Source organism: Streptococcus sp. 20925_1_22, from assembly GCF_041431685.1.
GTDB lineage: Bacteria > Bacillota > Bacilli > Lactobacillales > Streptococcaceae > Streptococcus.
Genome location: NZ_JAPVYE010000003.1, coordinates 202,986 through 227,147 on the forward strand (window position 1 = coordinate 202,986; position 24,162 = coordinate 227,147).

A 24,162-nucleotide genomic window follows, 5' to 3' on the forward strand; every position below is an offset into this window, starting at 1 on the left:
AGAAAATTTCTAAATATAACGCCGTACCCTATCTTGATAGTCTTGATAAGCTTTCCCAAATTTTTCAAGACACCAGCGCTCCTCAGAGATAATAATCCAGTGAGCCGCAGTCTGAAAAGTCACTAAAATCAGAAAGAAAATCATTGATTTGGTCAAAAAAGCTATTCCCAAAAAATAAACAAAGTAAGCTACATACATGGGATTACGGGAATAGCGATAAATGCCCTTTGTATTCATGCCGTTTGCATCTGGTCTAGCGAAATCTCTCATACTGATAGCACACAAAGCCAAACCAAGCAGGTAAATAGCTATACCAGCATAAAAGAAAACAGAAAAATCAAACTTAATTTCAAGCAAAAAATGAGTTATGAACAAGGCTAGATTGCTCAATTGATAAATCATATAAGCTATCTTTTCCATTCCTTGGACTGGTGCAAAATAAGCTGCGCGTGACAAAGCATTTTTGCCAAAATGACTTAATAAAGGAAAACGAATCAGCAGAAAAGGAATTAAGAGAAAAACAGCAAGCATAAACGTCACCTTCTCTCGCTTTTACAAGAGCCCCTCAATCAGCTCATCAACTTCGTCGGTCTCAGCTTCTGGTGTGATTTCTGTAATCATAATGCCTGCGACAGCACGTTCTACCAAACCTTCAACATCTAGGTAAGTTTCGTACTTCTCAGCATTCTTGATTTTTGGATTAGTTTTAGGCCGGTCTGGAGCAAAAATGGTACAGCAGTCTTCAAATGGCTGGATAGAAATTTGGAAAGTATCAATTTTCTCTGCAATCTCAATGATTTCCAGCTTGTCCATGGTCACGACAGGACGGATAACCGGTGTATTGGTTACAGCATTGATAACCTGCATACTCTCAATCGTTTGACTTGCCACCTGACCAAGACTTTCTCCGTTGATAATGACTTGAGCACCCCGCTCCTCTCGAATCCGGTCCGTAATACGCATCATAAAGCGACGAGTCAGTGTCATCAGGTAGGCTTCTGGAGCCTTGGCCTTGATTTCCTCCTGAATCTCTGTAAAAGGGACTTCGATAAACTGGATATTGCCGCCAAACTTGGTCAATTTTCGCGTCAAATCTTGAGCTTTTTTCAACGCACCTGGACTGGTGTAAGGTGGACTTGCAAAGTGAACCGCCTCGATATCCACACCTCGCTTGAGAGCCAGATAGCCAGCCACCGGTGAGTCAATCCCACCTGAGAGCATGAGCATGCCTTTGCCTGAAGTGCCGACTGGCAGTCCCCCAGCACCACGAATCGTCTCATACGAGATATAGGCCGCTTCTTCACGAATTTCGACCCGCAGTTCAATATCTGGCGCTTTCATCTTGACCTGAACATTAGGAATGGCCTCAAAAACAGCATCACCAAGTGTCTGATTGAGCTCGTGGCTATCCAATTCAAAGCTGTGATCACTGCGTTTGCTGGAAATCTTAAAGGTCATGCCCTCTTGATAGACTTCCTTCATGATAGATTGGACAGCTTCGATTAGGGCTGGTACAGATTTTTCAATTTTGTAAGACGGCGAGAAATTCTGAATCCCGAAGATCTGCTTGAGTGACTCAGCGACTGGCTGATAGTCTGTACCGTGCAGATAAACATGGGTCCGATCACGGTCAGCCTTGACATGGACCTGCGGATAGACTGACAAGACAGCCTGGATATTGCGTTTAAGTTTGTTGATAAAGCGCATGCGGTTCTTCCCTTTGGTTGAGAGCTCACCATAGCGCACCATAATTTCTGAATATTGCATTGTTTACCTTACTTTTCTGGTTTTTTCGTAAATAATTTTAAAAGTTGTTAAAAACTGCTCCATCTGACTCATATCGTTGTCAAGATCCAAACTGATACGGACAGCAGTCTGAGCCAGAGACTTTTCGACGCCCATAGCGATTAGAGTTCCTGCTGGCTTTCCGGCCTTAGAAGAGCAAGCACTAGTAGTCGAGATATAGATCTCGTAGTCTTCAAATGCATGGACGACAACTTCACCCCGCACTCCCTTAATACCAAAAGTTAGTATATGAGGCGCAAAATTTTCCTGATCTGAGAAAATCATCACATCTGGATACTTCTGCAGCTCTTCAAGGAGAATTTGCTTCATCTGAGCCGTCCGCTGGGCAAATACTTCTTGCTTTTCCATGGACAAACGCAGAGCCTTGGCTGTCGCTGCAATACCAGCTAAATTTTCTGTTGTGGAGCGCTTATCCGACTCCTGTCCTCCACCAGTCAAAAGCGGACTGATTTTCTTGCCAGACTTGATATAGACAAATCCTACGCCCCGGACACCGTGAAATTTATGACTGGAAAATGTCGCAAAATCCACGCGATCCGTCAGATAAGAAGCTGTCGGAATCTTCGTAACAGCCTGTACAGCGTCCACATGAAAGGAAATAGTTGGTTTATCTGCTAGAAGTTCGGATATTTTCTGAATGGGCTGAATACTGCCGATTTCATTATTGACAGCCATGATAGAGATTAGAGTGGTATCTGGTCGAATCAACTCCGCTAGCTTGTCTACCTCAACAAAACCAGATTTATCGACTGGTGCAAAATCGACTTCAAATCCCTGACTCTGCAACCAGAGGGCTGATTCTTTAACCGCGGGATGCTCAATATTAGATACGATGATGTGTTTTCCAAAAGGAATCTTTTCAAAGGCGACTCCTTTAAGCACCCAGTTGTCTCCTTCTGTTCCTCCAGACGTAAAAAAAATCTCCGATGAAGACTTGCCTAAAAGCTCTGCTATTTGCTTGCGTGAAGCTTCTAAGAGACGGGTTGCCTGACTGCCTAAACTGTGCAGACTGGATGGATTTCCCCAGATTTTAGAAGCTACTTCTGTGTAAGCGGCCAAAGCCTCAGGATAAGGCTTGGTTGTCGCTGAATTATCTAAATAAATCATGTTCTTTCCTCTAAATTTCAATACTCCTATTGTAACACGAAAGAGAAACTGGAACAAGAAAGAAAAAGCCCTAAATTCTGTTAAAACTTAGGGCTAAACTTCACCGGTCATAAAACTCATGCAATAAGCCAAAGAGTTCCTGTTGTTGAGCTAACAAGCTCTGACCGATGGTAGTAGATTTGATGAGGGTTCGTTCCTCTACATTTTCAATCACCTTCTTCAGGGAGGTTTGAGCAAACGGCGATTCTACAACTTTTTGAGCATTTTGGAAAGGCTGATGGGTCACTAGCTGGAAGCCATAGGAATTATTGAGCAGTGAATAGCCAGCCGTTCCAGTCTTCTTCTGATAGGCCTTGCAGAGGCCACCATCAATGACAAAGAGCAGACCGCCCCCACGGATAGGCGACTCTCCCTTGCCTGTCTTAACCGGAGTATGACCGTTGACCATCCTAGACTCTTGAGAAAAGAGACCAAATTCTTCCAAAATCAGCTGGCAGACTTTCTCAGAATTACGATAAGAAAAATAAGAATTTTCCACTTCCTTGTGGGTCTCCTTATCTTCAATGAAATAGCGCTCCAAGGTAGTCATCTTTTCTTTGCCAAACAGAGGAGAAAGCTTACCTTGCCAGCAATACCAAATCAAATCAGTCGACAAATCATCGCCCACTTCCTTGTCCTTGGCCGCCTGCCGAATATGATACTCAAAGAAATCCAGCAATTCCTTGCCCGCATAATGGGCTTGATTGAGAATGAAAGGCTGGAATTCTCCTGATGGCTCCAAAGGAATGCAGCCGTGAAAAAGCAAGTGCTTATTGTAGATTTTATACATAGAGCCCTTGTTCATCAGAAGACTCATATGCTCTGCCATCTTAAGAGAACTTTGGAACGAGGCCAGCATACTGTCTACAGCTTGATTTTCTTCTGGTGTCAAAGCTGAAGGATTTTCCGGATTGATAGTTTGGAAGCAGGTATTAACCAGGGCATGTTTAGTATCGTCAATCGTAATGCTTTCTTCCCAATAGTCAATCTTGTCCAACATGACATGGTCCTGCATCTGGAATTCAGGCCGTCGTTTGATAAGTTGATTTTCCAGCTTGAACTGGATAATCGACAAGGCTTGGTGAACCTTTTCCAGTTGCAGAATTTCCTCTTCAGAAAACTCCTGCTCTCTGCCACCAAGAATAGGCCTAAACTTAGGATTAGACTGGTAAGTCTTGTCCGCAAAAAGGGTCAAAGAGCGCAGGTTTAAACCATAATCTTTCTCGATATCCCAGAGATAGCCATAGCGAGCTGCGATGCGCAACACATTGAGCAAGCAGGCCTTAGAGCCAAAAAAGGCTCCCATCCAGATAATGTCGTGATTGCCCCACTGAATATCGAGCGAGTGAAAATGCTGCAGTTCATCAATGACCTGAGCACTACCAGCTCCTCTGTCAAAAATGTCTCCAACCACATGCAGATGGTCAATCAACAACCGCCGGATACTTCGAGACAAGCCTAGGATAAAAGGCACAGCTTCCCGCAATTCAATCACATAAGTCAGGATATTCTCAAAATAGGACTTTTTATCAGCTAGAGCCGTGTCACTATAGAGCAACTCCTCGATAATATAGGCATACTGTGGCGGCAAGGCCTTTCTAACCTTGGACCGACTGTATTTTGCACCCGCAAAAGCCAGCAAGTTCAAGAGCTGGGGAATGGTTTCCTGATACCAGTCTTGGCCTTTAGTTTCTTCCCCCAGCACAAGCTCAGGATAGGAAACCAGCGCTGAGAGCCGGTCCTTATGAACTTCTGACAAGCTGTCCCCAAAACAGTCCTTGATCTTCTCATTGAGGATACCTGCACAGCTTCTCAAAATATAGTCAAATGCAGCAAACTCCCCGTGAATGTCACTGATATACAGCTCCGTCCCTTTGGGCAGGTTCAAAATTGCCTCTAGGTTGGTCAGTTCTGTAATGACTTTCTGGCGACTGTCAAATTCTTTCAATAAAATACGCTTATATTGCTCCATCTTCAGTCCTCACTCTATAACCGCTCTCTCGATCTTCTCTCTTATCTCAATTTCTTCAAATGATCTTCAATCAAGAAAGCCGTCTCCTCAATTGATTTATCCGTGATATTGATGACATGTGCCCGATACTTTTTAAAGACTTCTTTTGAGTAGTCTAGTTCTTCGTATATCTTTTCCAGATCCGTGTAGCTGGTCGACTGGGTTAATCCCAGAGAATTCAAGCGATTACTGCGTATCTTAGACAGTTTTTCTGGCTCACATAAAAGGCCGATAATCCGCTCCGGATCTACCTTTTCCAAGACCTGAGGCAGAGGGACTTCTGGAATCAAAGGCAGGTTAGAAACCTTGTAGCCTTTATTAGCCAGATAAATACTGAGTGGCGTTTTGGATGTTCGGGAGACGCCCAAGAGCACCAAATCCGAATCCAAAAATCCTTGTGGTGCCTTGCCATCGTCGTATTTGACCGCAAACTCAATAGCAGAGATTTTATTAAAATACTCAGTGTCCAGCCGGTGCAGAGTACCCGGCACCTCTATAGGACTGGTGCCCGTCTTTTCTCTGATAATCTCAAAAAATGGATGCATCAAATCTAGATAAGCAAGCCCATTGGCCTGACTGAACTCTCTAGCTACAGCTGCTAGCTTGCTATCGACTAGAGTACTGATGACAAGGGCATCGTCCTTGATGGCATCGCGCAGAATAGCCAGCAATTCTTCTTCCTTGTTGATAAATGGAAAACGATAGCTGTTATTAAAAATAATATCTGGGTACTGAGCTGTCACCGCAGACAACAGCTTCTGCGAAGTCCCCCCCAAAGAATCTGAAATGCTGTAAACAATAATTTCTTTCTTCATGTTCATTCCTCTTATCTATTAACCTCAGCGCTTCTGGCCTCTTGAATAATATAATCCAGCAGGGCTGACTTGGTCACAGTTCCTAAAATTTTACGCTCATTATCCTCATCGACTACCGGCAGTGAATCAATCGCAAAATCCTGCAAAACTGCTGCCGCTTCCAAAATATTCATATCCTTGTAGCAAGTTTTAATATGGGGCATTCGGGTCATGCAAACCGCTACAGGCGTGCTGTCAATGTTAGTATTGAGCGAAGCCCGCAGCAAGTCCTTACGCGACAAAATCCCCAAGAGCAGCTTATGCTCATCAATGACATAGAGAACATCCGCATCATACATAAATAAGGTGATAATGGCATCTTGAATAAAAGAATCATGAGATACTAAAACAGGAGATGTCATAATTTCCGCCACTTCCTTTCGAAAGGTATCGAAAAAGAAAAGCGTCTCTAAATCTGAGCCCGAATATGTGTAACCAACTTTAGGCGTAGCCTTCAAAATACCAACCAAGGTCAGAAAAGACAGATCCGAGCGCAGGGTCGCCCGAGAAATATCGAGTAATTCAGAGATTTTCTCACCGCTGAGTGGCTGGTGTTCTTTTACAATTTCTACAATTTTCTTTTGCCGTTCACTTAATTTCAAATAGGTCTGACTCCTTCGTTCTTTATAATAGATGATTAGCCTGATTTCGCTTAAAATTTAGGAATTATTGCTCATATTTCATTTTTAAACATTTAAATAATCATCATTTTGTAACACATTATAACAAAAAAAGAAAAATTGTCAATAAAACAAGATGATTTTTTCGGTTGACAAATATATGTGATGTATATTACAATGTAGTTGTTCTACAATATGACACATATTTCATAATTTTGGAGGTAAATATGGCGAAATGGATTTACTCCTTCGAGGAAGGATGTGCAGATGATAAGGCTTTGCTTGGCGGAAAAGGAGCCAACCTAGCTGAAATGACCAATTTGGGACTGCCTGTCCCTCCAGGTTTTACTATTACTACAGAAAGCTGTATCGAATATTTAAAAAACCCTTATTTCTTTGAATCTTCTTTAAAAGAAGATGTTTTGAAAGCGGTTACTGTCCTGGAAGAAAAAACAGGTAAATATTTCAGTGGCAACGACTCAGCCTTGCTCTTAGTGTCTGTTCGAAGCGGAGCCAAGTTTTCCATGCCGGGCATGATGGACACTATTCTTAATCTAGGTCTAAACGATTTAAGAACCCAGACTCTGGCTGAGCAGACCAACGCTGACTTTGCCTACAACTGCTACCGCCGGTTGCTGCAAATGTTTGCTGATGTAGTTTATGGCATTTCCAAGGATGAGTTTGATAACCTCTTGGGCTATTTTGAAAGGAATGCTGGCAAACAAGCCAAGGATTTTACATTGGATGAACATCAAGCATTAATCGACCAGTACAAGCAGCTTTATCGTGAGCATCATCAAACCTTCCCCCAAAGCTCGAAAGAGCAGCTTTATGCTGCTATCAAGGCGGTCTTCAAGTCTTGGAATAATCCCCGAGCTCAGGTCTACCGCAACTTGAATAATATTCCTCATGATTTGGGAACAGCGGTAAATGTCCAAGCCATGGTCTTTGGCAATAGCGACCAAGCCAGTGGTACAGGAGTCGTCTTTACGAGAAACCCTGCCAGCGGTGAGCATCAGTTATTTGGCGAATTTCTGCTCAATGCACAAGGAGAGGATGTCGTAGCCGGCATTCGGACCCCTGAGCCTATTGCTGCACTTGAGACAGCTCTCTCTCAGGCCTATGCAGCCTTCCAAGACTATGCTAAGATTCTCGAAAACCACTACAAGGACATGCAAGATATCGAATTTACCATTGAAAAGGGTAAACTCTATATTCTCCAAACTAGAAACGGTAAACGGACCGCTAAGGCATCTTTGAAAATCGCCTTAGATCTGGTAGACGAGGGCATTATCAGCAAAAAAGAAGCTCTCCAGCGCGTATCTCCCGCTACGATTAGCCAGCTCATCCATCCTGTATTTGAAGAAAAAGCTCTGCAAGATGCTCCTTTCTTGGCTCAAGGACTGCCAGCCAGCCCTGGTGCAGCAACTGGCGAGATTGTCTTTACAGCTGAGCGCGCCAAAGACTACCACTCCTTGGGTAAAAAGGTCATTTTAGTCCGTCAGGAAACTTCACCTGAAGACATTGAGGGCATGGTTGTCAGTCAGGCCATCGTAACCAGTCAGGGCGGTATGACCTCTCACGCAGCTGTCGTAGCCCGGGGAATGGGAACCTGCTGTGTGGCTGGCTGCAGTGAGCTGAACATCAGCGAGGAAAGCAAGACCGTTTCCTGCGGAAATCTTGTCTTGACCGAAGCTGACGTCATTTCAGTTGATGGCAGCTCGGGACGCATTTATAGCGGTGAGATTCCGACCGTCCTAGTCGAAAATGACCAAGAACTCCAACGACTGCTTTCATGGGCAGACGAAGTCGCACAACTCAAAGTCCGTGCCAACGCAGAGACCGTTCAGGATTTGAAAACAGCTATTAAGTTTGGGGCAAAAGGTATCGGTCTTGCTCGTACTGAACACATGTTCTTTGGTCAGGAACGAATTCTAGAAATGCGGCGCCTGATTCTAGCCGACAACGAATTGGAAACCAGATCCGCCCTCAAAAGACTGCTGGAGTTCCAAGAAGAAGACTTCTATCAAATGTTCCAAGCAGTTCAGGACAAACCTATGATTATCCGTCTTTTGGATCCGCCGATGCATGAATTTCTACCTAAAGATTCACAGGAAATCAAGGCTTTGGCTGACAAGCTGCACAAGTCACCAGAAAAGCTGACTCGCCGCATTGAACAGCTGCAAGAAAGCAATCCAATGCTAGGCCACCGTGGCTGCCGTCTGGGGATTACGCAACCAGAGATTTACAAGATGCAGGTCGAAGCCGTCTTCAATAGTGCTATCAAGCTGAGTCAAGAAGGATTGACTGTCAAGCCAGAAATCATGATTCCGCTGATTGCTGACAAGGCTGAGTTGGACTCTGTCAAAGCCTTTCTCATCCAACATATCAACAAGCTCTTTAGACATCAAGGTCTAGAGCCTTTCCCTTATGAAATCGGCACTATGATTGAACTTCCGCGTGCCTGTCTGGTTGCAGACCAGCTAGCTCACGAAGCGGACTTCTTCAGCTTTGGTACTAACGACCTGACCCAGATGACCTACGGTTTCTCACGGGACGATATTGGAAAATTCATCGGCCATTATAAAGAGAAAGAAATCCTTCCTTTTGATCCTTTCCAAAGTGTTGACCAGGACGGCGTTGGTGAATTGATGCGGATAGCTATCAGCAAAGGGCGTCAAGTCAAACCTGAACTTCCTATCGGCATCTGCGGTGAGGTCGGGGGCGATCCGGCTTCCATCCCCTTCTTCCAGGAAATTGGTGTCACCTATGTTTCCTGCTCGCCTTATCGGGTTCCAGCAGCAAGGCTAGCTGTAGCTCAAGCGGCACTCCAAGATGAAAAGGCGTAATTACTTTGCTATTCTAGCTCAAGAAGCTGCTCAATCCAAATTTGAGTAGCTTCTTTTCTTAACAGCAATCTTCTGTGTGCGTTTTCATAGATAAAAATTTGATTTTTTTAAGACATTTTCAGATAAAAAACGTATAATGAGAGATAAGAAATCATTGAAATTTTAAAAGGAGATTCTTGCAAGCATGGAAAACTATTCTCGCAGCAATAAAAATAAGACAAAATCATCTAAAAAACCTACTAAACAGCATATTAAAACCGGCCTTTCAGCCTTCCAAAAGACCATCGCTACGATTGCCAGTATCTTGTCCATCATCATTGCCAGTATCACGATCATGAATCTGACCAGTCATAAGGATGAAAAATCCAAAACTGATACCAGCAGCTCTACTGCAACGACAACTATTATCAAGGAAATCGAAAAAGAAACAAGCAGCCCTGCTTCAACGGCTGCAACTGATACTGCTGCTTCCAGCAGCGATACAGCAGCGGTTGAGACTAGTGCATCCAGTTCTGCAGCAGATACAGCAGCAGGCGACACTACTGCCTCTAGCTCTGCGACAGATACAGCAACCAATACTCAGACAGAAGCTTCAAACTAAACAAGCAGAAAACGCCCAGCTCATTGAGCCAGGCGTTTTTCTTGTATTCATCAAGCAGCCTTGCTTGACTATCACTTCCGATACATCTTGACTTGAAGATAGAGGTCGTTATAGGTCCCCAGCCATTTAGGACCCAACTGCTCATAAACTTCCAGATGTTTCATCGTTTCCTCAGTAGGATAAAAGGCCTCATCTTCCTGAATTTCCTTAGGCAACATGGCCTTGGCAGGAAGATTCGGTGTCGAATAGCCAACATAAAGAGCGTTCTTATAAGCATTTTCCGGTCTCAGCATAAAGTTAATAAACTGATAGGCTGCTTTTTTATTTTTGACCGTTTTAGGAATGACAATATTATCAAACCAAAGATTGCTGGCTTCTGTTGGTACGACATAGCGCAGGTCTTCATTGGCCTCCAGCATCTGCCGAGCCTCGCCAGAAAAGGTCACTCCGATAGCAGCATTGTTCTGAATCATGTATCCCTTCATCTCATCAGCTACAATGGCCTTGATATTTGGCGTCAGAGTGTAGAGCTTATCAACAGCCTCCTGGAGCTGATCTGCATCTTTGGAGTTAAGACTATGGCCATCTGAGTTCAGACCAATTCCCATGACTTCACGGGCTCCATCAATCATCATGATAGAGTTTTTGTATTCAGGACGCCAAAGATCATTCCAATGCTCAGGAGCTTTATCAACCATTTTTTCATTGTAGACAATGCCCAGCGTTCCCCAAAAATATGGAATCGAGTACTGATTTCCTGGATCGAAAGGCTGGTCTAAAAAGTCAGATCCGATATTTTCCAAACCTTTAATCTGGCTATGATCTAGCTTTTCTACCAAGCCTTCTTTCATCATCTTGGCAATCATATATTCACTAGGAATGGCAATGTCGTAGGTTGTGCCGCCTTGCTTCACTTTCGTATACATGGCTTCATTAGAGTCAAATGTATCATACTGGATTTGGACACCAGTTTCCTTAGTAAACTCAGTCAGCAGCTCAGGATCGATATAGTCACCCCAGTTATAAATGACCAGCTTATCGCTCTCCTTGCTCTGCGTCCGACTTTCGATCTGGTAACTAACACCCCTCAAGACTAGGATAATCAGCAGAATCCCCGCTAAAAATGAATAGATCTTTCTCATACGGTCTCCTCCTTCTCACGGGTGATAAAGTAATACCCAATTACCAAAGCAATGCTGAAGAGAAAGACCAAGGCTGACAGGGCATTGATTTCCAGAGAAATTCCCTGACGAGCACGGGAGTAAATCTCAACAGACAGAGTAGAGAAGCCATTGCCTGTAACGAAGAAGGTCACAGCAAAGTCATCTAGCGAATAGGTAAAAGCCATGAAATAGCCAGCGATGATGGCTGGAGTCAGATAAGGCAGCATGATTTCTTTCAGCATTTGCAATTGGCTAGCGCCTAGGTCATAAGCAGCCTTAATCATATCATCATTCATTTCTTTCAGACGCGGAAGAATCATCAGCACCACAATCGGAATAGAAAAGGCAACATGGCTAGCCAGCACAGACAGGAAGCCCAGCTGGAATTTTGCAGTGGTAAATAGAATCAGAAAACTTGCCCCAATCATGACATCCGGTGCCACCATGAGGATATTGTTGATAGACAGAAAGGCATCCTGATATTTCTTGCGGACTTGATAGATATAGATGGCTCCAAAAGTTCCAATCAGCGTCGCAATCAATGAAGACAAGAAAGCTAGAAAGAAAGTCTGAACCAAAATCAAAATCAGGCGTGAGTCCTCAAAGAGATTCTGAAAATGACTAAGACTGAATCCTGTAAAACGATTCATGTCTTCCCCTGCATTAAAGGCATAAGCAATCAGGTAAAAGATAGGGATGTAGAGCACCAAAAAGACAAAGGCTAGATAGAGATTTGCAATTTTTTTCATCGCCCTCTCCTTTCCTTGGTTGCCCACATGGTAAAGAGCATGGCAACAATCAGTACCACTCCGATAGTGGAGCCCATACCCCAGTTTTGAGTAGTCAGGAAGTGCTGCTCTATGGCAGTTCCTAGAGTAATTACCCGATTACCCCCGATTAAGCGGGTCAGCATGAAGAGGCTGAGACTAGGGATAAAGACTGACTGCACTCCACTTCTGACACCATTCAAGGACAAAGGGAAAACAACCCGACGGAAAGTTTCCCAGCGATTAGCTCCCAAGTCGTAACTGGCATTGATAAGATTAGGATCCAAATCATCCAGAACATTGAAAATGGGCAGAATCATAAAGGGCAGCTCGATGTAGCTGGCTACAAAGATAAATGAAAAGTCCGTAAAGAGAATCTGCTGCGGTCCTACTCCGATAAAAGTAAGAAATTGGTTAATTGAGCCATTCTGACCAAAAATTCCGATAAAAGCATAAGCTTTGAGTAGGAGATTGATCCAGGTCGGCAGGACAATCAGCATCAGCCAGAGCTGCTTGTGCTTGAGCTGAGTCAAAAAGAATGCGGTCGGATAGGAAATGAGCAGGGTTACAACAGTAATAATTCCTGCATAAAGGACCGAGTTCAGACTCATCTTGAGATAGGTCCAGTTCTGCGACGTGAAGTAGGTCTGGTAATTTTCCAGAGTAAACTGCCCTTCAATGTTAAAGAAGGATTTCCAGATAATCATGACAACAGGTGCCAGGACAAAGAGGAAAATCCAGAGTAGGTAGGGCAAGAGAAAAAGATTAGAGGTTGTTTTCTTCATCGCGTTCCTCCTCAATGGCATTGATCAGACCCGCTTCTTGCTCTTCTACTTCAACATATTCTTCGATACGGGCATCGAATTCTTCTTCTGTTTCATTGAGACGCATGATATGGATATCCTCCGGCTCGAAATGCAGACCAATTTCTTCACCAACAATGGCCTTGCGAGTCGAGTGAATCATCCATTCATTGCCCAATTCATCATAAGCAATAATCTCATAGTGAACGCCACGGAAAAGCTGGGTGTCAACTTTAACCTGCAGCTTGCCTTCTTCTGGCAGAGTAATCCGCAAATCCTCCGGCCGAATCACCACCTCGACAGCTTCATTTGGGCGCATCCCGCCATCCACTGCTTCAAAGCGCTTGCCATTAAACTCAACCAGATAGTCCTCAATCATCTTACCAGGCAGAATATTGGACTCGCCAATGAAGGTTGCAACAAAGTGATTAATAGGCTCGTCATAAATATCAACAGGTGTTCCCGACTGAACAATCTCGCCATCATTCATAACGAAAATCCAGTCGCTCATAGCTAGGGCTTCCTCTTGGTCGTGCGTGACAAAGACAAAGGTAATACCCAGACGCTGCTGCAATTCCCGCAGCTCATACTGCATGTCCGTGCGCAGCTTCAAATCCAGAGCAGACAGAGGCTCATCCAGCAAAACGACCCGCGGCTGATTGATGATTGCCCGAGCAATGGCTACACGCTGACGCTGACCGCCCGACAGTTTGCGAATAGAACGGCGTTCAAAGCCTTCCAGCTGAACCATTTTCAGTACTTCAGCAACCCGCTCTTGAATTTCTTTTTTATCAACCTTGCGCAAACGCAGCGGAAAGGCAACATTTTCAAAAACATTCATATGCGGAAACAGTGCATAGGACTGAAAAACCGTGTGGACGTCTCGTTTATTAGTGGGAATATCATTGATGCGAACACCATCAAGAAAAATATCCCCGTCTGTCGCGTCCAAAAGACCGGCAATAATGTTCAGAATCGTTGATTTTCCAGAACCAGAAGACCCCAGCAAAGTATAGAACTTTCCTTCTTCCAGCTCGAAATTAATATCTTTCAGAACGACAGTATTATTATCTTCAAAAACTTTTGAAACGTTTTTAAACTCGATGATTGGTTTTTTCAATTGTCATAAATTCCTTCTTTCTCGTATTAACAGATTAAGGGTTCTGTCAGACCGCTGCTACCTCGTGAGGGCTGTAAAGGCCCTTTATAAATTCCGTGTCGATAGGCTTTCACCCCCTTACTAAGTTGCAGCTAGCTGCAGTTTCTTATCCAGAATACTTCTACTGGAAATCATATCTGTCTTACAGAGATTCACCAATGATGCGGACTTCGCGCTCCAGAGTAATACCTGAATTTTCCCGCACTCTTTCAATCACATAAGCGATAAGATTTTCATAATCCTGAGCCGTTCCTTTATCGACGTTAATCATAAAGCCGGCATGCTTCTCAGATACCTCTACACCACCGATACGATGCCCCTTGAGGCCTGCTTCGCTAATCAGCTGACCAGCAAAGTGACCCAAAGGACGCTTGAAAACAGAGCCACAAGATGGATATTCCAAAGGCTGCTTGAGCTCCCGCAGATGGGTTAAGCGCTCCATTTCCTGACGAATCGTTCTGTGAACACCAGGCGAAAGAGCAAACTTAGCAGAAATAACAATGTCGCCTGTTTCTTGAACAAGTGAGTGACGATAACCAAACTTCATATCCCGAACATCCAGCGTTTTGACTTGACCCTGAGGAGTCAGTACCTTGCAAGATACCAAGACATGAGCAATCTCGCCACCATAAGCCCCAGCGTTCATAAAGACAGCTCCGCCGACGCTACCAGGAATGCCACAAGCAAACTCAAAGCCTGTCAGACTATTCTGCAGGGCGATATGGGTTGTCTGAATCAGATTAGCTCCAGCCTCTGCCTCAATCATATAGCCATCTACTGCTACATTGTTGAGCTTGTCAAACATAATCACGAAACCTCGGATACCGCCATCTCGCACAATGATATTACTGGCATTTCCCAGCACCATCCAAGGAATGTCTTCTTGATTGGCAAAATTGACAATACGAGCCAGCTCATAACGATTACGAGGGAAAACTAAGAAATCGGCTGCGCCCCCGACCTTTGTATAAGTGTATTGGCTCAAAGGCTCATTGAAGCGAATGTCGATTCCCTCTAATTCAGATTTTAATTTCTCTAGTTTTTGCATGATTTTCTCTCTTTTATGTAAACAAAATACACTCTATTATATCAAAAATCTATGGCATTTACGATAGATTACAAAGAAAAAGCTGAGAAAGTTCAGCTTTTTAATGGTTATAATTGTCTAGTAGTAAATCGCTGTGTTTGAGTAGAAAGAGCATTTCTGATAGCACCGAAAGCTCCAGCTCCAGTGAAAACATAGAGCAAAATCAAGTTGAACCAATAGTTATCTGGGATGATTCCATTAAAAATTGATTCGTTGACAACTGAAAAGGCATCAAATACATTTGCGTCTGGATATTTTCGAACAAGTAACAAAGCATAGTCAAACTGATTGACTAAGAAAGTCACCAAGACCATAAACACGATACTAATAGCAATACCTGCTTTAGATAGCTTTTTACCCAGCAACTCATACCCTTTGATAGTACAGTAACCCATGGCCAACCCTCCAGCAACAGCCACATAGTTCATCTGCGCAATCAATAAGATTACCGCTCCACCAATGAGACTGCCAACAAAAGCACCGACAATACCACCAACGATACTTTCTTTTTGATTATCATAGATCTGATTTTCCAGCGAAAGACCTGAACTCAGACTTTCAAAGCTTTGTCGTGACAAAATCAGGATATTTCCTCCCAATTGATAGACATCAATCTGCCCAGGCTCACCACTCTGTTCACAAACATTTACAAAGCCTCTTTCCTTGAAAAAGACAAGTGCTTCTTGAACAGCCTGTGCAAGAGCTTGATTGGTCTTGGCCTTAGCATAAAGTACCAACTTGTAGTGATTCATTTGGCTACCGGTGAGAACCTCTGAGTTTTTAATCAAGTCATCAAAGGCATTTGGCGCTGTAAAAGCATCGCCAGCTTTAACAGAAAAACAAATCCTATATTGCTTTCTTTGCTCTGCAGGCTCAATATAGAGCGTGTAACCTTCTATCTGTCCGAAGACAAGAGACGAAAATTCATCAAACTGTAAGCCTAGCTCAGTCGCTAGAGCCTGTAATTCTAAATGATCCATAAAGTGAATTATCCTCCTTTAAGCTAGACCCATTATAGCACAGTTAGGTATAAAAAGATAGGGATATCAAATCCTTATCTTACGAAAAGAAAAAAGAGGCTCATGGAAAACCTCTTGATGATTTATTTTTCTACTCGGACGCCCTCAGTATCCACCTGAAGTCGGAAGATTTGCCCTTTGAAATTCTGTTTTTGCAGAAGCTGATAAATCGTCTCCGTCTTGTGCTTAGGCGATAAGACCATAACAGTCGGCCCCGCTCCTGAGATATAGGTTGCATAAGAGCCGTTTTTTCTGGCCAAGAACTTAATATTTGAAAATTCCTTGATCAAAGGCTGACGGTATTTTTCGTGGAACAAATCAGACTCGATAGCCCGACCAGCGATTTTCATATCACCTTTTAAAAGAGCTGCAATCGCAACATTGGCAATGGAGCTAGCTGCAACAGCTTCCTTGTAAGAAAGCCGATTTGGTAAGACTTGGCGGCTCTCAACCGTCCGAAGCTCATAGTCTGGGATATAGGCGATGAAGTCTGCGTCCGGAAAGTCCGCTACCACAGCAGACACCTGATTTCTAGATGAGCTAGATACGATCAAATTACCATAAATCGCTGGCGCAACATTGTCAGGATGACCTTCAATCTTTGTAGCGATTTTCAGTTTCTGATAATCCGACAAATTAAGATGAGCCAGCTGGTTGGCCAATTCAATCCCAGCCACAATGACCGAACTAGAAGACCCAAGTCCACGAGCCAATGGAATATCACTGGTCATTTTCAAACGGCGTGGCTGAATATCTGGAGCCAACTGCAGGGCAATCTTAATCAGTAAATTACGCCGGTCCTTAGGAATTCGAGGATTGAGATCATGTTCAATCACCCACTCCTGACTTTCTTCCAAAACTTCAATTTCCAGATATTTTGACAGGGCCACTCCAACGGAGTCAAAGCCAGGACCAATATTGGCACTGGTCGCCGGTACAATAATTTTCATCTTAATCTCCTAATACTTTGAAGGTGTTGAGCAAGTCGAACTCAGCAACTTCTTTAAGCTTAGCAGTGACATTTTCCAGCTGTGTCTTGCTGACAGCATGGGTAATAATCACCACGCGAGCCTTCTCACCATCTGTACCTTCCTGCAGAATCTGCTTAAAGGAAACATCCTCAGCATTGAAAATCTCAGCCAAATGCAGAACTTGACCTTTAGAGTCAGGTGCCAAGATAGAGAAGTAATAGCTGCTCTTTACATCTTCTGGCTTAGCCAACACTAGCTCACGGCTGAATTCATTAAAGGCCTTGCCAACTGTTCCTTCATTCAAACGGCGGCTGATACGGACAATATCTGCCACAACACTAGTTGCGGTTGGTTTTTGACCTGCTCCTGGTCCGTAGTACATGGATTCTCCGATACCGATGGACTCAACAAAGACAGCATTCATCACCCCATTGACACTAGCCAAAGGATGCGCTTTAGGCAGAAATGTTGGAGCTACTTCTGCTGCAATACCCGATGCCGTTTCTTCGATAGAACCAACCAGCTTGACTACATAGCCCAGATCTTGAGCAACAGCCACATCCTCTGGTGTGATATTTCGAATTCCCTGATGGCTCACATCTTCAAATTTAACATTCATACCAAAGGCGAACTGGCTAAGAATCACCATCTTGTAAGCCGCATCAATGCCATCTACGTCATTGGTTGGGTCGCTTTCAGCAAAGCCAAGGCGTTGTGCTTCAGCAAGAGCGTCTTCATAAGACCAACCCTCTTCCACCATCTTGGTCATCATAAAGTTAGAGGTCCCATTAACCACACCCAAGATACGAGTGATTTTGTCAGAAGCCAATGAATTAACCAAGGTACGCAAGATTGGAATCCCGCCAGCAACAGCTGCTTCATAGTAGAGAGCAACATTTTGCTTTTGAGCGATTTCCAGCAACTCTGCTCCGTGAACAGCCAACAAGTCCTTATTGGCCGTTACCACATGTTTGCCAGCTTCAAGAGCACGAGTGATGAACGTTTTCGCTGGCTCAATCCGTCCCATCAATTCTACAACGATAGTAATCTCAGGATCCTTCAGAATTTCTTCAACATTTGTAACAAAATTAAAGTTATTTCCAGCTGCTAAAAGACGATCTTTTTCAGCATCATCTTTGACCAAAACTTTAGCAACCTCAATCTCTGAATGAGCCGCTTGAACGATTTTTTCTCCGTTTTCTTTCAGCAAAAAAGGCACACCGCTTGCCACTGTTCCAAAACCAAGTAAAGCTATTTTAATAGACATGAAGCACTCCTTGAAAATTTCTTGTATAAAAAATATTATAACAAAATTATAAAAAAATGCCTACAAAACTACTTCTTTATTTGTTATAATAGATGTAAATTTCCGTAAGGAATTGTAATTTTTTTAAAAAAGGAGATATTATGACAGGAAAACACCGAGGAAATCGCATGCAGCAACGCAAAGCTAGAAAAAGAGCTATTTTGCTTTCTTTAACGAGTTTATTACTTTTTCTTGTCCTGATTGTAGGTGGCTTTTCTTTACTAGCCAAGCTGCAAAACTCGCACAATCAAAAAGAAGCTAATAATGTGTCAACGAACCAGGTCAATACTTCATCTAAAACTTCGTCAGCACCGACTCGGGAAAAAAAGACAACTTCGGATGATAACAGTAAAGACAAAGTCAAATGGGTCAAGCAAGACCAGCCAGTTCAAGTTCCTATCTTGATGTATCATGCCATTCACGTCATGGACCCATCAGAAGCAGCTAATGCTGGTTTGATTGTAGATCCAGCTACATTTGAAAGCCATCTGAAAGCTTTAAAAGACGCAGGCTACTACCCACTGACACCAGCTGAAGCGTACAAGGTCCTAACGGAGAACGTCCTGCCAGAAAACAAAAAAGTCGTCTGGCTGACCTTCGATGATAGTTTAAAGGACTTCTATACTAATGCCTTTCCACTTCTTCAGAAATATGACATGAAAGCAACCAATAATGTCATTACTGGATTTGTTCAAGCAAGACGCGAAGATATGCTGACGCTAGATGAGATAAAGGAAATGAAGGACAAAGGCATGTCTTTTGAAGACCATACCGTCAACCATCCTGACCTCTCAGCGACTGCAGAAGACCAACAAAAAATTGAGTTAAAAGACTCCAAGTCTTACTTAGACAAAGAACTGTCTCAAACAACAACAACCGTTGCCTATCCATCTGGACGATACAGTGATGCAACCTTGCAGATTGCTGAAAGCCTTGGCTACAAGATGGGATTGACGACCAATAACGGTCTAGCTTCCCTATCCAATGGCTTGCTCACACTCAATCGTGTTCGCGTTAACCCAACCACTACTGCAGAAGACCTGCTAAATGAAATCGCAACAAACTAATCTTAAAAAGCCCGCTTCCGACGAAGCAGGCTTTTTCAATCCCTATGATTATAACTTCTTTCAATCACCAAAAAACACCAGTTCCAAAGGACTGGTGCAAAGATTTATTTAGACTTGATATAGTTGATACCATCCGCTTTCGGAGCAACAGCTTTACCGAAGAATGCCGCAAGGACTACAATCGTCAATACGTAAGGCGCAATCTGCAGATAAACTTTTGGAACACTTGAAAGCAATGGCAACTGGTTCCCGATAACCGCCAAACTTTGGGAAGCTCCAAAGAAGAGACTCGCCAACATGGCACCAATAGGACTCCATTTACCAAAAATCATAGCTGCCAAGGCGATAAATCCTGGACCTACGATAGTTGTCACAGCAAAGTTAACAGAGATTGACTGAGCATAAATAGCTCCACCAATACCACCGAGCAGACCAGAAATCATGACACCACAATAACGCATGAGGTAAACATTAATCCCCAAGGTATCTGCTGCCTGTGGATGCTCTCCGACTGAGCGAAGACGCAGTCCGAATTTGGTCTTAAACATGACAAACCAAGCAAGGAAAGAGAAAGCAATGGCAAGATAACCAACCAAGCTTGTATGTTTGAAGAAAATGTCTCCCAAGACTGGAATATCAGACAGGACAGGGAAATTAAACTTCCCGAATGAACGCTGAATATTATCTGTTTGTCCCTTGTTATAAATAGCTTTAACAAGGAAAATTGCCAAGGCTGGCGCCAGCAAGTTCAGCACTGTACCACTCACAACGTGGTCCGCACGGAAAGTAATGGTTGCCACAGCATGGATAAGAGAGAAGACAACACCGACTAAACCAGCAGCAACCAAAGAAAGCCACGGAGTCGCGCTACCCAAGCTCTTCTCGAAAGTCAGGTTAAAGAGAACACCTGTAAAAGCCCCCATAACCATGATTCCTTCCAAGCCGACATTAACCACACCAGCGTGTTCAGAGTAAGCCCCGCCAATACTTGTGAAAATCAAGGGAGCCGCATAAATCAGCATAGATGATACTAATAAACTTAATACCGTTACAATATTCATCCTAGTTTCCCTCCTTCACTTTTTTAGCTTCTTGGCGACGATTTTTAAAGAAATCAAAGATCGTCATACCTGTCATACGCTCAATCAGATAGTGGGCGCTGACAAAGAAGATAATAGAAGCTGTTACGATGTTTACAAGTTCTGTTGGAATCTGAGCCACGTTCATACCTGAAGCACCAACACTAAGAACTGCAAAGAGGAAGGCTGCAAAGAGAATTCCAATTGGAGAGTTAGCCGCCAAAAGACTTACCGCCATACCATTGAAACCAACACTCAGGGAACTTCCTTGAACAAAGACATTCTGATAAGTCCCAAGTCCTTCTACTACTCCTCCAAGTCCTGCAAGAGCACCTGAAATAATCATAGATATGATAATAGTACGCTTAGATGACATCCCTGCATATTCAGATGCATTTGGATTAAGCCCTACAGCACGAATTTCAAAACCAAGTGTTGTTTTCTTAAGCAAATACCAAATAACCACTACTGCAATCAAGGCAAAGAAGATACCGATATTCATCCGAGAGTTAGACGTAAGACTTCTCAACCACTCTGTTTGATAAATCGCATTGGCACTGACACGCTTACTAGAGTCAACACTCTGCATCACAGATTCTGGGAAACTATGAATAAGAGCATTTCCAACAAAAAGAACAATATAGTTCATCATAATGGTTACGATAACTTCACTCGTTCCCAGATAAGCGCGTAGAATTCCTGGAATAGCACCAACAATACCACCAGCCACTGCTGCAATGACTACAGTCGCCAATAACATCAGAGGTCGAGGTAAATCAGGGAAGGAAAGTGCAAACCAACCAGCCAAAATCCAGCCAGCTAAGGCTTGACCAGGAAGTCCAACATTAAAGAATCCAGCACGGCTAGCTACAGCAAAGCCCAAACCAATGAGAATCAGAGGCCCCATCGCACGAGAAATCTCACCCAAACTTCTCAAAGAACCAAAAGCTGTTTTAAAGAGGGATTCATACCCCCAGATAGCATCATAACCAAAGATGGCCATGACAACCGCTCCCAATAAAATCCCTAGAAGAACTGAGATTAAAGGAACCGCAATCTGTTGTGTTTTTTTAGACATTTGAAGCTCCCTTCTGAATCTTACCACCGGCCATGAGAATACCAAGCTCTTGCTTATTAGTTTCCTCTGGAGTTACAATCCCCTGAATCTTACCATCGTGGATAACTGCGATTCTATCAGAAACATTGAGGATTTCGTCTAGCTCGAAGCTAACAACGAGGACAGCCTTACCTTGAGTCCGCGCTTCAATCAAACGTCTATGAATGTATTCAATAGCCCCCACATCAAGTCCGCGAGTTGGCTGACTGACAATCAGAAGGTCTGGATCACGGTCCACTTCCCGAGCAATGATAGCTTTCTGCTGGTTTCCTCCTGAAAGAGCTGAAGCAGGTACATATTCGCTAGCCGCCCGAACATCAAATTCATCCATCAACTTGCGTGCGTAAGAATAAATGTTACCGTAATTCAGGATTCCATTTTTACTGAGCGGTTCTTTATAGTAAGTCTGTAAAGCAATATTTTCAGAAATGGACATTGCCAGGACTAAACCATCACGGTGGCGGTCTTCAGGAACGTGGCTGACTTTCATTTCAGTTATCTGCCGCGGCTGCTTACCAATAATAGACTGGTTCTTAATTGTAATCTCGCCAGAGCTAGCTTTTCTAAGTCCTGTAATAGCCTGAATCAGCTCGGTTTGACCATTGCCATCAATACCAGCAATACCAACAATCTCACCAGCTCGGACATCAAGAGAAAGTCCCTTAACAGCTGGAACACCACGGTTTTCTTCAACAACAAGATTTTTTATTGACAAGACAGTTTCTTGAGGATTAGCTGGCTCTTTCACAGTCTTGAAGGAAACAGCCCGTCCCACCATCATTTCAGCCAAATCTTGGTTAGTTGCACCAGCGATTTCAACTGTTTCAATGGATTTTCCACGACGAATAACCGTTACTCGGTCAGAAACTGCCCGAATCTCATCCAATTTGTGAGTGATGAGAATGATAGATTTTCCTTCTTTGACGAGATTCTTCATGATTTTCATCAATTCATCGATCTCAGCTGGCGTCAGGACAGCTGTCGGCTCGTCAAAGATGAGAATGTCCGCCCCACGATAAAGAGTTTTCAGAATCTCAACCCGCTGCTGGGCACCGACAGAAATATCTTCAATCTTAGCAGATGGATCAACTGCCAAGCCGTATTTCTCAGAAAGTTCCTTTATTTCTTTAGTCGCGCCTTTCAAGTCCAACACACCATTTTTGGTGATTTCACTTCCAAGGATGATATTTTCAGCGACAGTAAATGCTTCAACAAGCATAAAGTGCTGGTGCACCATCCCAATACCAAGTGAGGCCGCCTTTGATGGAGAGTCCAGTTTAACTGACTTTCCATTCACTACAATCTCACCGCTGGTTGGCTCAAGCAGGCCAGCCAGCATATTCATCAAGGTTGACTTGCCGGCACCATTTTCTCCCAAAAGAGCGTGAATTTCACCTTTTCTGAGTTCCAAATTGATTTTATCATTGGCCACAAATTCACCAAAAATCTTGGTAATTTCTCGCATTTCAATGACATTTTCATGTGTCATGGCTCTTTCCTTTCCAGAATTTCATTTTATTTCAATAAAATTTACTAGCACAGCCAGTGCTAATAAATTCTATTGACACAAAGGCGTCTCAATTTCAAAAAGAAGCGACCCTACACGGTCGGATCGCTCTTAAATTGTTTTATTTGTCAGGAACAGTGATGCTGCCGTCAAGGATTTTTGCTTTCGCTTCTTCAACAGCCTTTTTAACATCCTCTGACAGGTTTGTAGTTGTCAAGTCAACTCCACCGTCTTTCAGACCGAAGGTTGTAGTCTTACCGCCTGGGAATTTACCTTTGGCAGTTTGGTTAGCAATGTCTTGGACAGTCTTACCAACTTGTTTCAAGCTTGATGCCAAAACAAAGTTAGATTCTTTACCATCTTTAGACTTGTATTTACCTTCTTCAGTTTGGTCACGGTCAACACCGAGTACCCAAACTTTTTCATCTTCATTTCTTGTTTCGTTGATTGACTTAGCTTCGTTAAATACTCCAGCACCAGTTCCGCCAGCAACTTGATAAACCACATCTGCACCTGCAGCATATTGAGCAGCAGCAATTGTCTTACCTTTAGCAGCATCACCGAATGAGCCAGCATAGTCTACTTGAATCTTGATAGACGGGTCAACTGATTTCACGCCAGCTTCGAAACCTTTTTCAAAACGTGTGATAACAGCGCCTTCTATACCACCTATGAAACCAACTTGTTTTGTCTTAGTAGTTTTTGCAGCAGCAACACCAGCAAGGTAAGCAGCTTCATTGTCAGCAAAAATAGCTGAAGCGACGTTCTCTTTTCCTTTGATAACATCATCAACAATAACATAATTGATGTCTTTGTTATCTTGAGCAGCAGATTCAACCGCATCACGAAGAGCAAATCCGATACCATATACTAAATTATAACCATCCGTAGCAGCTTGGTTCAGGTTATTTGCATATTGAGACTCATCATTAGACTGGTAGTAAGTAAAGCCGTTATCTTTAGAAAGACCGTTTTCTTTACCCCAAGCTTGCAAACCTTCCCATGCAGACTGGTTAAATGACTTATCATCAACACCACCAGTATCAGTTACGATAGCGGCCTTCAAATCAGTTTTCGCATCTGAAGAATCTGAGCGAGAAGCACGGTTTCCACATGCAGCAAGTCCGATTGCTGCGACAGTTGCTAGACCAAGACCTAGCCATTGTTTTTTGTTCATTTCTGAACCTCCTAAATAAGATGTGCAACACAGTTGCAAGTTTGAGTTTGGTC

21 protein-coding genes are annotated in these 24,162 nt (G+C 43.3%); 3 read left to right on the forward strand and 18 right to left on the reverse strand.

Annotated features, from left to right (window positions below):
• Positions 1 to 9 precede the first annotated feature (9 nt).
• The 6 genes from O3621_RS05415 to O3621_RS05440 form a co-directional block, all read right to left on the reverse strand.
• A complete protein-coding gene (locus tag O3621_RS05415) occupies positions 10 to 531 on the reverse strand; it encodes an isoprenylcysteine carboxylmethyltransferase family protein (protein WP_125341260.1) in 522 nt (173 codons plus the stop codon).
• 21 nt (positions 532 to 552) lie between these two features.
• Positions 553 to 1,767, reverse strand: coding sequence for a tRNA uracil 4-sulfurtransferase ThiI (gene thiI / locus O3621_RS05420; RefSeq protein ID WP_125341261.1), 1,215 nt, complete (start codon positions 1,765 to 1,767; stop codon positions 553 to 555).
• Between the two features lie 3 nt (positions 1,768 to 1,770).
• Positions 1,771 to 2,913 (reverse strand): cysteine desulfurase family protein, encoded by a 1,143-nt coding sequence (locus O3621_RS05425; protein WP_125337399.1) that lies wholly within the window; start codon positions 2,911 to 2,913, stop codon positions 1,771 to 1,773.
• 100 nt (positions 2,914 to 3,013) lie between these two features.
• Positions 3,014 to 4,924: a fructose-1,6-bisphosphatase gene (locus O3621_RS05430; protein WP_125341262.1), complete on the reverse strand. Its 1,911-nt coding sequence runs from the start codon at positions 4,922 to 4,924 to the stop codon at positions 3,014 to 3,016.
• A 41-nt stretch (positions 4,925 to 4,965) separates the two neighbouring features.
• Entirely contained in the window at positions 4,966 to 5,784 is an 819-nt protein-coding gene (locus O3621_RS05435; RefSeq protein WP_011836893.1) for a pyruvate, water dikinase regulatory protein, read from the reverse strand.
• 5 nt (positions 5,785 to 5,789) lie between these two features.
• Positions 5,790 to 6,419 (reverse strand): CBS domain-containing protein, encoded by a 630-nt coding sequence (locus tag O3621_RS05440; RefSeq protein ID WP_002915339.1) that lies wholly within the window; start codon positions 6,417 to 6,419, stop codon positions 5,790 to 5,792.
• A 245-nt stretch (positions 6,420 to 6,664) separates the two neighbouring features.
• On the opposite strand from O3621_RS05440, the gene ppdK reads away from it, so the two are divergent.
• Positions 6,665 to 9,286, forward strand: a complete 2,622-nt coding sequence (ppdK, locus tag O3621_RS05445) for a pyruvate, phosphate dikinase (protein ID WP_371513863.1) — start codon at positions 6,665 to 6,667, stop codon at positions 9,284 to 9,286.
• Between the two features lie 184 nt (positions 9,287 to 9,470).
• Entirely contained in the window at positions 9,471 to 9,887 is a 417-nt protein-coding gene (locus tag O3621_RS05450) for a DUF6556 family protein (RefSeq protein ID WP_314449640.1), read from the forward strand.
• A gap of 71 nt (positions 9,888 to 9,958) precedes the next feature.
• Here O3621_RS05450 and O3621_RS05455 read toward each other — a convergent pair whose 3' ends face one another.
• From O3621_RS05455 to O3621_RS05490, 8 genes are all read right to left on the reverse strand, one after another.
• Positions 9,959 to 11,029, reverse strand: coding sequence for an ABC transporter substrate-binding protein (locus O3621_RS05455; protein ID WP_371513865.1), 1,071 nt, complete (start codon positions 11,027 to 11,029; stop codon positions 9,959 to 9,961).
• Positions 11,026 to 11,799 (reverse strand): ABC transporter permease, encoded by a 774-nt coding sequence (locus tag O3621_RS05460; RefSeq protein WP_125330963.1) that lies wholly within the window; start codon positions 11,797 to 11,799, stop codon positions 11,026 to 11,028. The genes O3621_RS05455 and O3621_RS05460 overlap by 4 nt, the downstream gene beginning before the upstream one ends.
• A complete protein-coding gene (locus O3621_RS05465) occupies positions 11,796 to 12,602 on the reverse strand; it encodes an ABC transporter permease (RefSeq protein WP_002895634.1) in 807 nt (268 codons plus the stop codon). The genes O3621_RS05460 and O3621_RS05465 overlap by 4 nt, the downstream gene beginning before the upstream one ends.
• Complete coding sequence (locus O3621_RS05470) at positions 12,583 to 13,740, reverse strand: ABC transporter ATP-binding protein (RefSeq protein WP_002906676.1); 1,158 nt, start codon at positions 13,738 to 13,740, stop codon at positions 12,583 to 12,585. Before O3621_RS05470 ends, O3621_RS05465 begins: the two co-directional genes overlap by 20 nt.
• Before the next feature lie 181 nt (positions 13,741 to 13,921).
• Positions 13,922 to 14,827: a UDP-N-acetylmuramate dehydrogenase gene (gene murB, locus O3621_RS05475; protein ID WP_371513866.1), complete on the reverse strand. Its 906-nt coding sequence runs from the start codon at positions 14,825 to 14,827 to the stop codon at positions 13,922 to 13,924.
• A gap of 107 nt (positions 14,828 to 14,934) precedes the next feature.
• Positions 14,935 to 15,846, reverse strand: a complete 912-nt coding sequence (locus O3621_RS05480) for a hypothetical protein (protein WP_314449643.1) — start codon at positions 15,844 to 15,846, stop codon at positions 14,935 to 14,937.
• A gap of 122 nt (positions 15,847 to 15,968) precedes the next feature.
• Positions 15,969 to 16,835, reverse strand: coding sequence for a homoserine kinase (gene thrB, locus O3621_RS05485; RefSeq protein ID WP_314449644.1), 867 nt, complete (start codon positions 16,833 to 16,835; stop codon positions 15,969 to 15,971).
• 1 nt (position 16,836) lies between these two features.
• Positions 16,837 to 18,123: a homoserine dehydrogenase gene (locus O3621_RS05490; protein ID WP_314449645.1), complete on the reverse strand. Its 1,287-nt coding sequence runs from the start codon at positions 18,121 to 18,123 to the stop codon at positions 16,837 to 16,839.
• A gap of 140 nt (positions 18,124 to 18,263) precedes the next feature.
• On the opposite strand from O3621_RS05490, the gene O3621_RS05495 reads away from it, so the two are divergent.
• A complete protein-coding gene (locus O3621_RS05495; protein ID WP_314449646.1) occupies positions 18,264 to 19,229 on the forward strand; it encodes a polysaccharide deacetylase family protein in 966 nt (321 codons plus the stop codon).
• Between the two features lie 104 nt (positions 19,230 to 19,333).
• Here O3621_RS05495 and O3621_RS05500 read toward each other — a convergent pair whose 3' ends face one another.
• From O3621_RS05500 to O3621_RS05515, 4 genes are all read right to left on the reverse strand, one after another.
• On the reverse strand, positions 19,334 to 20,290 hold the full coding sequence (locus tag O3621_RS05500) for an ABC transporter permease (protein WP_314449647.1): 957 nt from the start codon (positions 20,288 to 20,290) through the stop codon (positions 19,334 to 19,336).
• A 1-nt stretch (position 20,291) separates the two neighbouring features.
• Complete coding sequence (locus tag O3621_RS05505) at positions 20,292 to 21,386, reverse strand: ABC transporter permease (RefSeq protein ID WP_314449648.1); 1,095 nt, start codon at positions 21,384 to 21,386, stop codon at positions 20,292 to 20,294.
• The gene (locus O3621_RS05510; protein ID WP_371513869.1) at positions 21,379 to 22,914 is read right to left on the reverse strand and encodes an ABC transporter ATP-binding protein; all 1,536 of its coding nucleotides are present in this window, start codon (positions 22,912 to 22,914) and stop codon (positions 21,379 to 21,381) included. Before O3621_RS05510 ends, O3621_RS05505 begins: the two co-directional genes overlap by 8 nt.
• A gap of 139 nt (positions 22,915 to 23,053) precedes the next feature.
• Entirely contained in the window at positions 23,054 to 24,109 is a 1,056-nt protein-coding gene (locus tag O3621_RS05515; protein ID WP_314449772.1) for a BMP family protein, read from the reverse strand.
• Positions 24,110 to 24,162: the final 53 nt, after the last annotated feature.

Excerpts from the sequence above, each read along its gene's own strand:
- O3621_RS05415 (WP_125341260.1), bottom strand. The coding sequence starts at position 531 with ATGCTTGCTGTTTTTCTCTTAATTCCTTTTCTGCTGATTCGTTTTCCT.
- thiI (WP_125341261.1), bottom strand. The coding sequence starts at position 1,767 with ATGCAATATTCAGAAATTATGGTGCGCTATGGTGAGCTCTCAACCAAA.
- O3621_RS05425 (WP_125337399.1), bottom strand. The coding sequence starts at position 2,913 with ATGATTTATTTAGATAATTCAGCGACAACCAAGCCTTATCCTGAGGCT.
- O3621_RS05430 (WP_125341262.1), bottom strand. The coding sequence starts at position 4,924 with ATGGAGCAATATAAGCGTATTTTATTGAAAGAATTTGACAGTCGCCAG.
- O3621_RS05435 (WP_011836893.1), bottom strand. The coding sequence starts at position 5,784 with ATGAACATGAAGAAAGAAATTATTGTTTACAGCATTTCAGATTCTTTG.
- ppdK (WP_371513863.1), top strand. The coding sequence starts at position 6,665 with ATGGCGAAATGGATTTACTCCTTCGAGGAAGGATGTGCAGATGATAAG.
- O3621_RS05450 (WP_314449640.1), top strand. The coding sequence starts at position 9,471 with ATGGAAAACTATTCTCGCAGCAATAAAAATAAGACAAAATCATCTAAA.
- O3621_RS05455 (WP_371513865.1), bottom strand. The coding sequence starts at position 11,029 with ATGAGAAAGATCTATTCATTTTTAGCGGGGATTCTGCTGATTATCCTA.
- O3621_RS05460 (WP_125330963.1), bottom strand. The coding sequence starts at position 11,799 with ATGAAAAAAATTGCAAATCTCTATCTAGCCTTTGTCTTTTTGGTGCTC.
- O3621_RS05465 (WP_002895634.1), bottom strand. The coding sequence starts at position 12,602 with ATGAAGAAAACAACCTCTAATCTTTTTCTCTTGCCCTACCTACTCTGG.
- murB (WP_371513866.1), bottom strand. The coding sequence starts at position 14,827 with ATGCAAAAACTAGAGAAATTAAAATCTGAATTAGAGGGAATCGACATT.
- O3621_RS05480 (WP_314449643.1), bottom strand. The coding sequence starts at position 15,846 with ATGGATCATTTAGAATTACAGGCTCTAGCGACTGAGCTAGGCTTACAG.
- thrB (WP_314449644.1), bottom strand. The coding sequence starts at position 16,835 with ATGAAAATTATTGTACCGGCGACCAGTGCCAATATTGGTCCTGGCTTT.
- O3621_RS05490 (WP_314449645.1), bottom strand. The coding sequence starts at position 18,123 with ATGTCTATTAAAATAGCTTTACTTGGTTTTGGAACAGTGGCAAGCGGT.
- O3621_RS05495 (WP_314449646.1), top strand. The coding sequence starts at position 18,264 with ATGACAGGAAAACACCGAGGAAATCGCATGCAGCAACGCAAAGCTAGA.
- O3621_RS05500 (WP_314449647.1), bottom strand. The coding sequence starts at position 20,290 with ATGAATATTGTAACGGTATTAAGTTTATTAGTATCATCTATGCTGATT.
- O3621_RS05505 (WP_314449648.1), bottom strand. The coding sequence starts at position 21,386 with ATGTCTAAAAAAACACAACAGATTGCGGTTCCTTTAATCTCAGTTCTT.
- O3621_RS05510 (WP_371513869.1), bottom strand. The coding sequence starts at position 22,914 with ATGACACATGAAAATGTCATTGAAATGCGAGAAATTACCAAGATTTTT.
- O3621_RS05515 (WP_314449772.1), bottom strand. The coding sequence starts at position 24,109 with ATGAACAAAAAACAATGGCTAGGTCTTGGTCTAGCAACTGTCGCAGCA.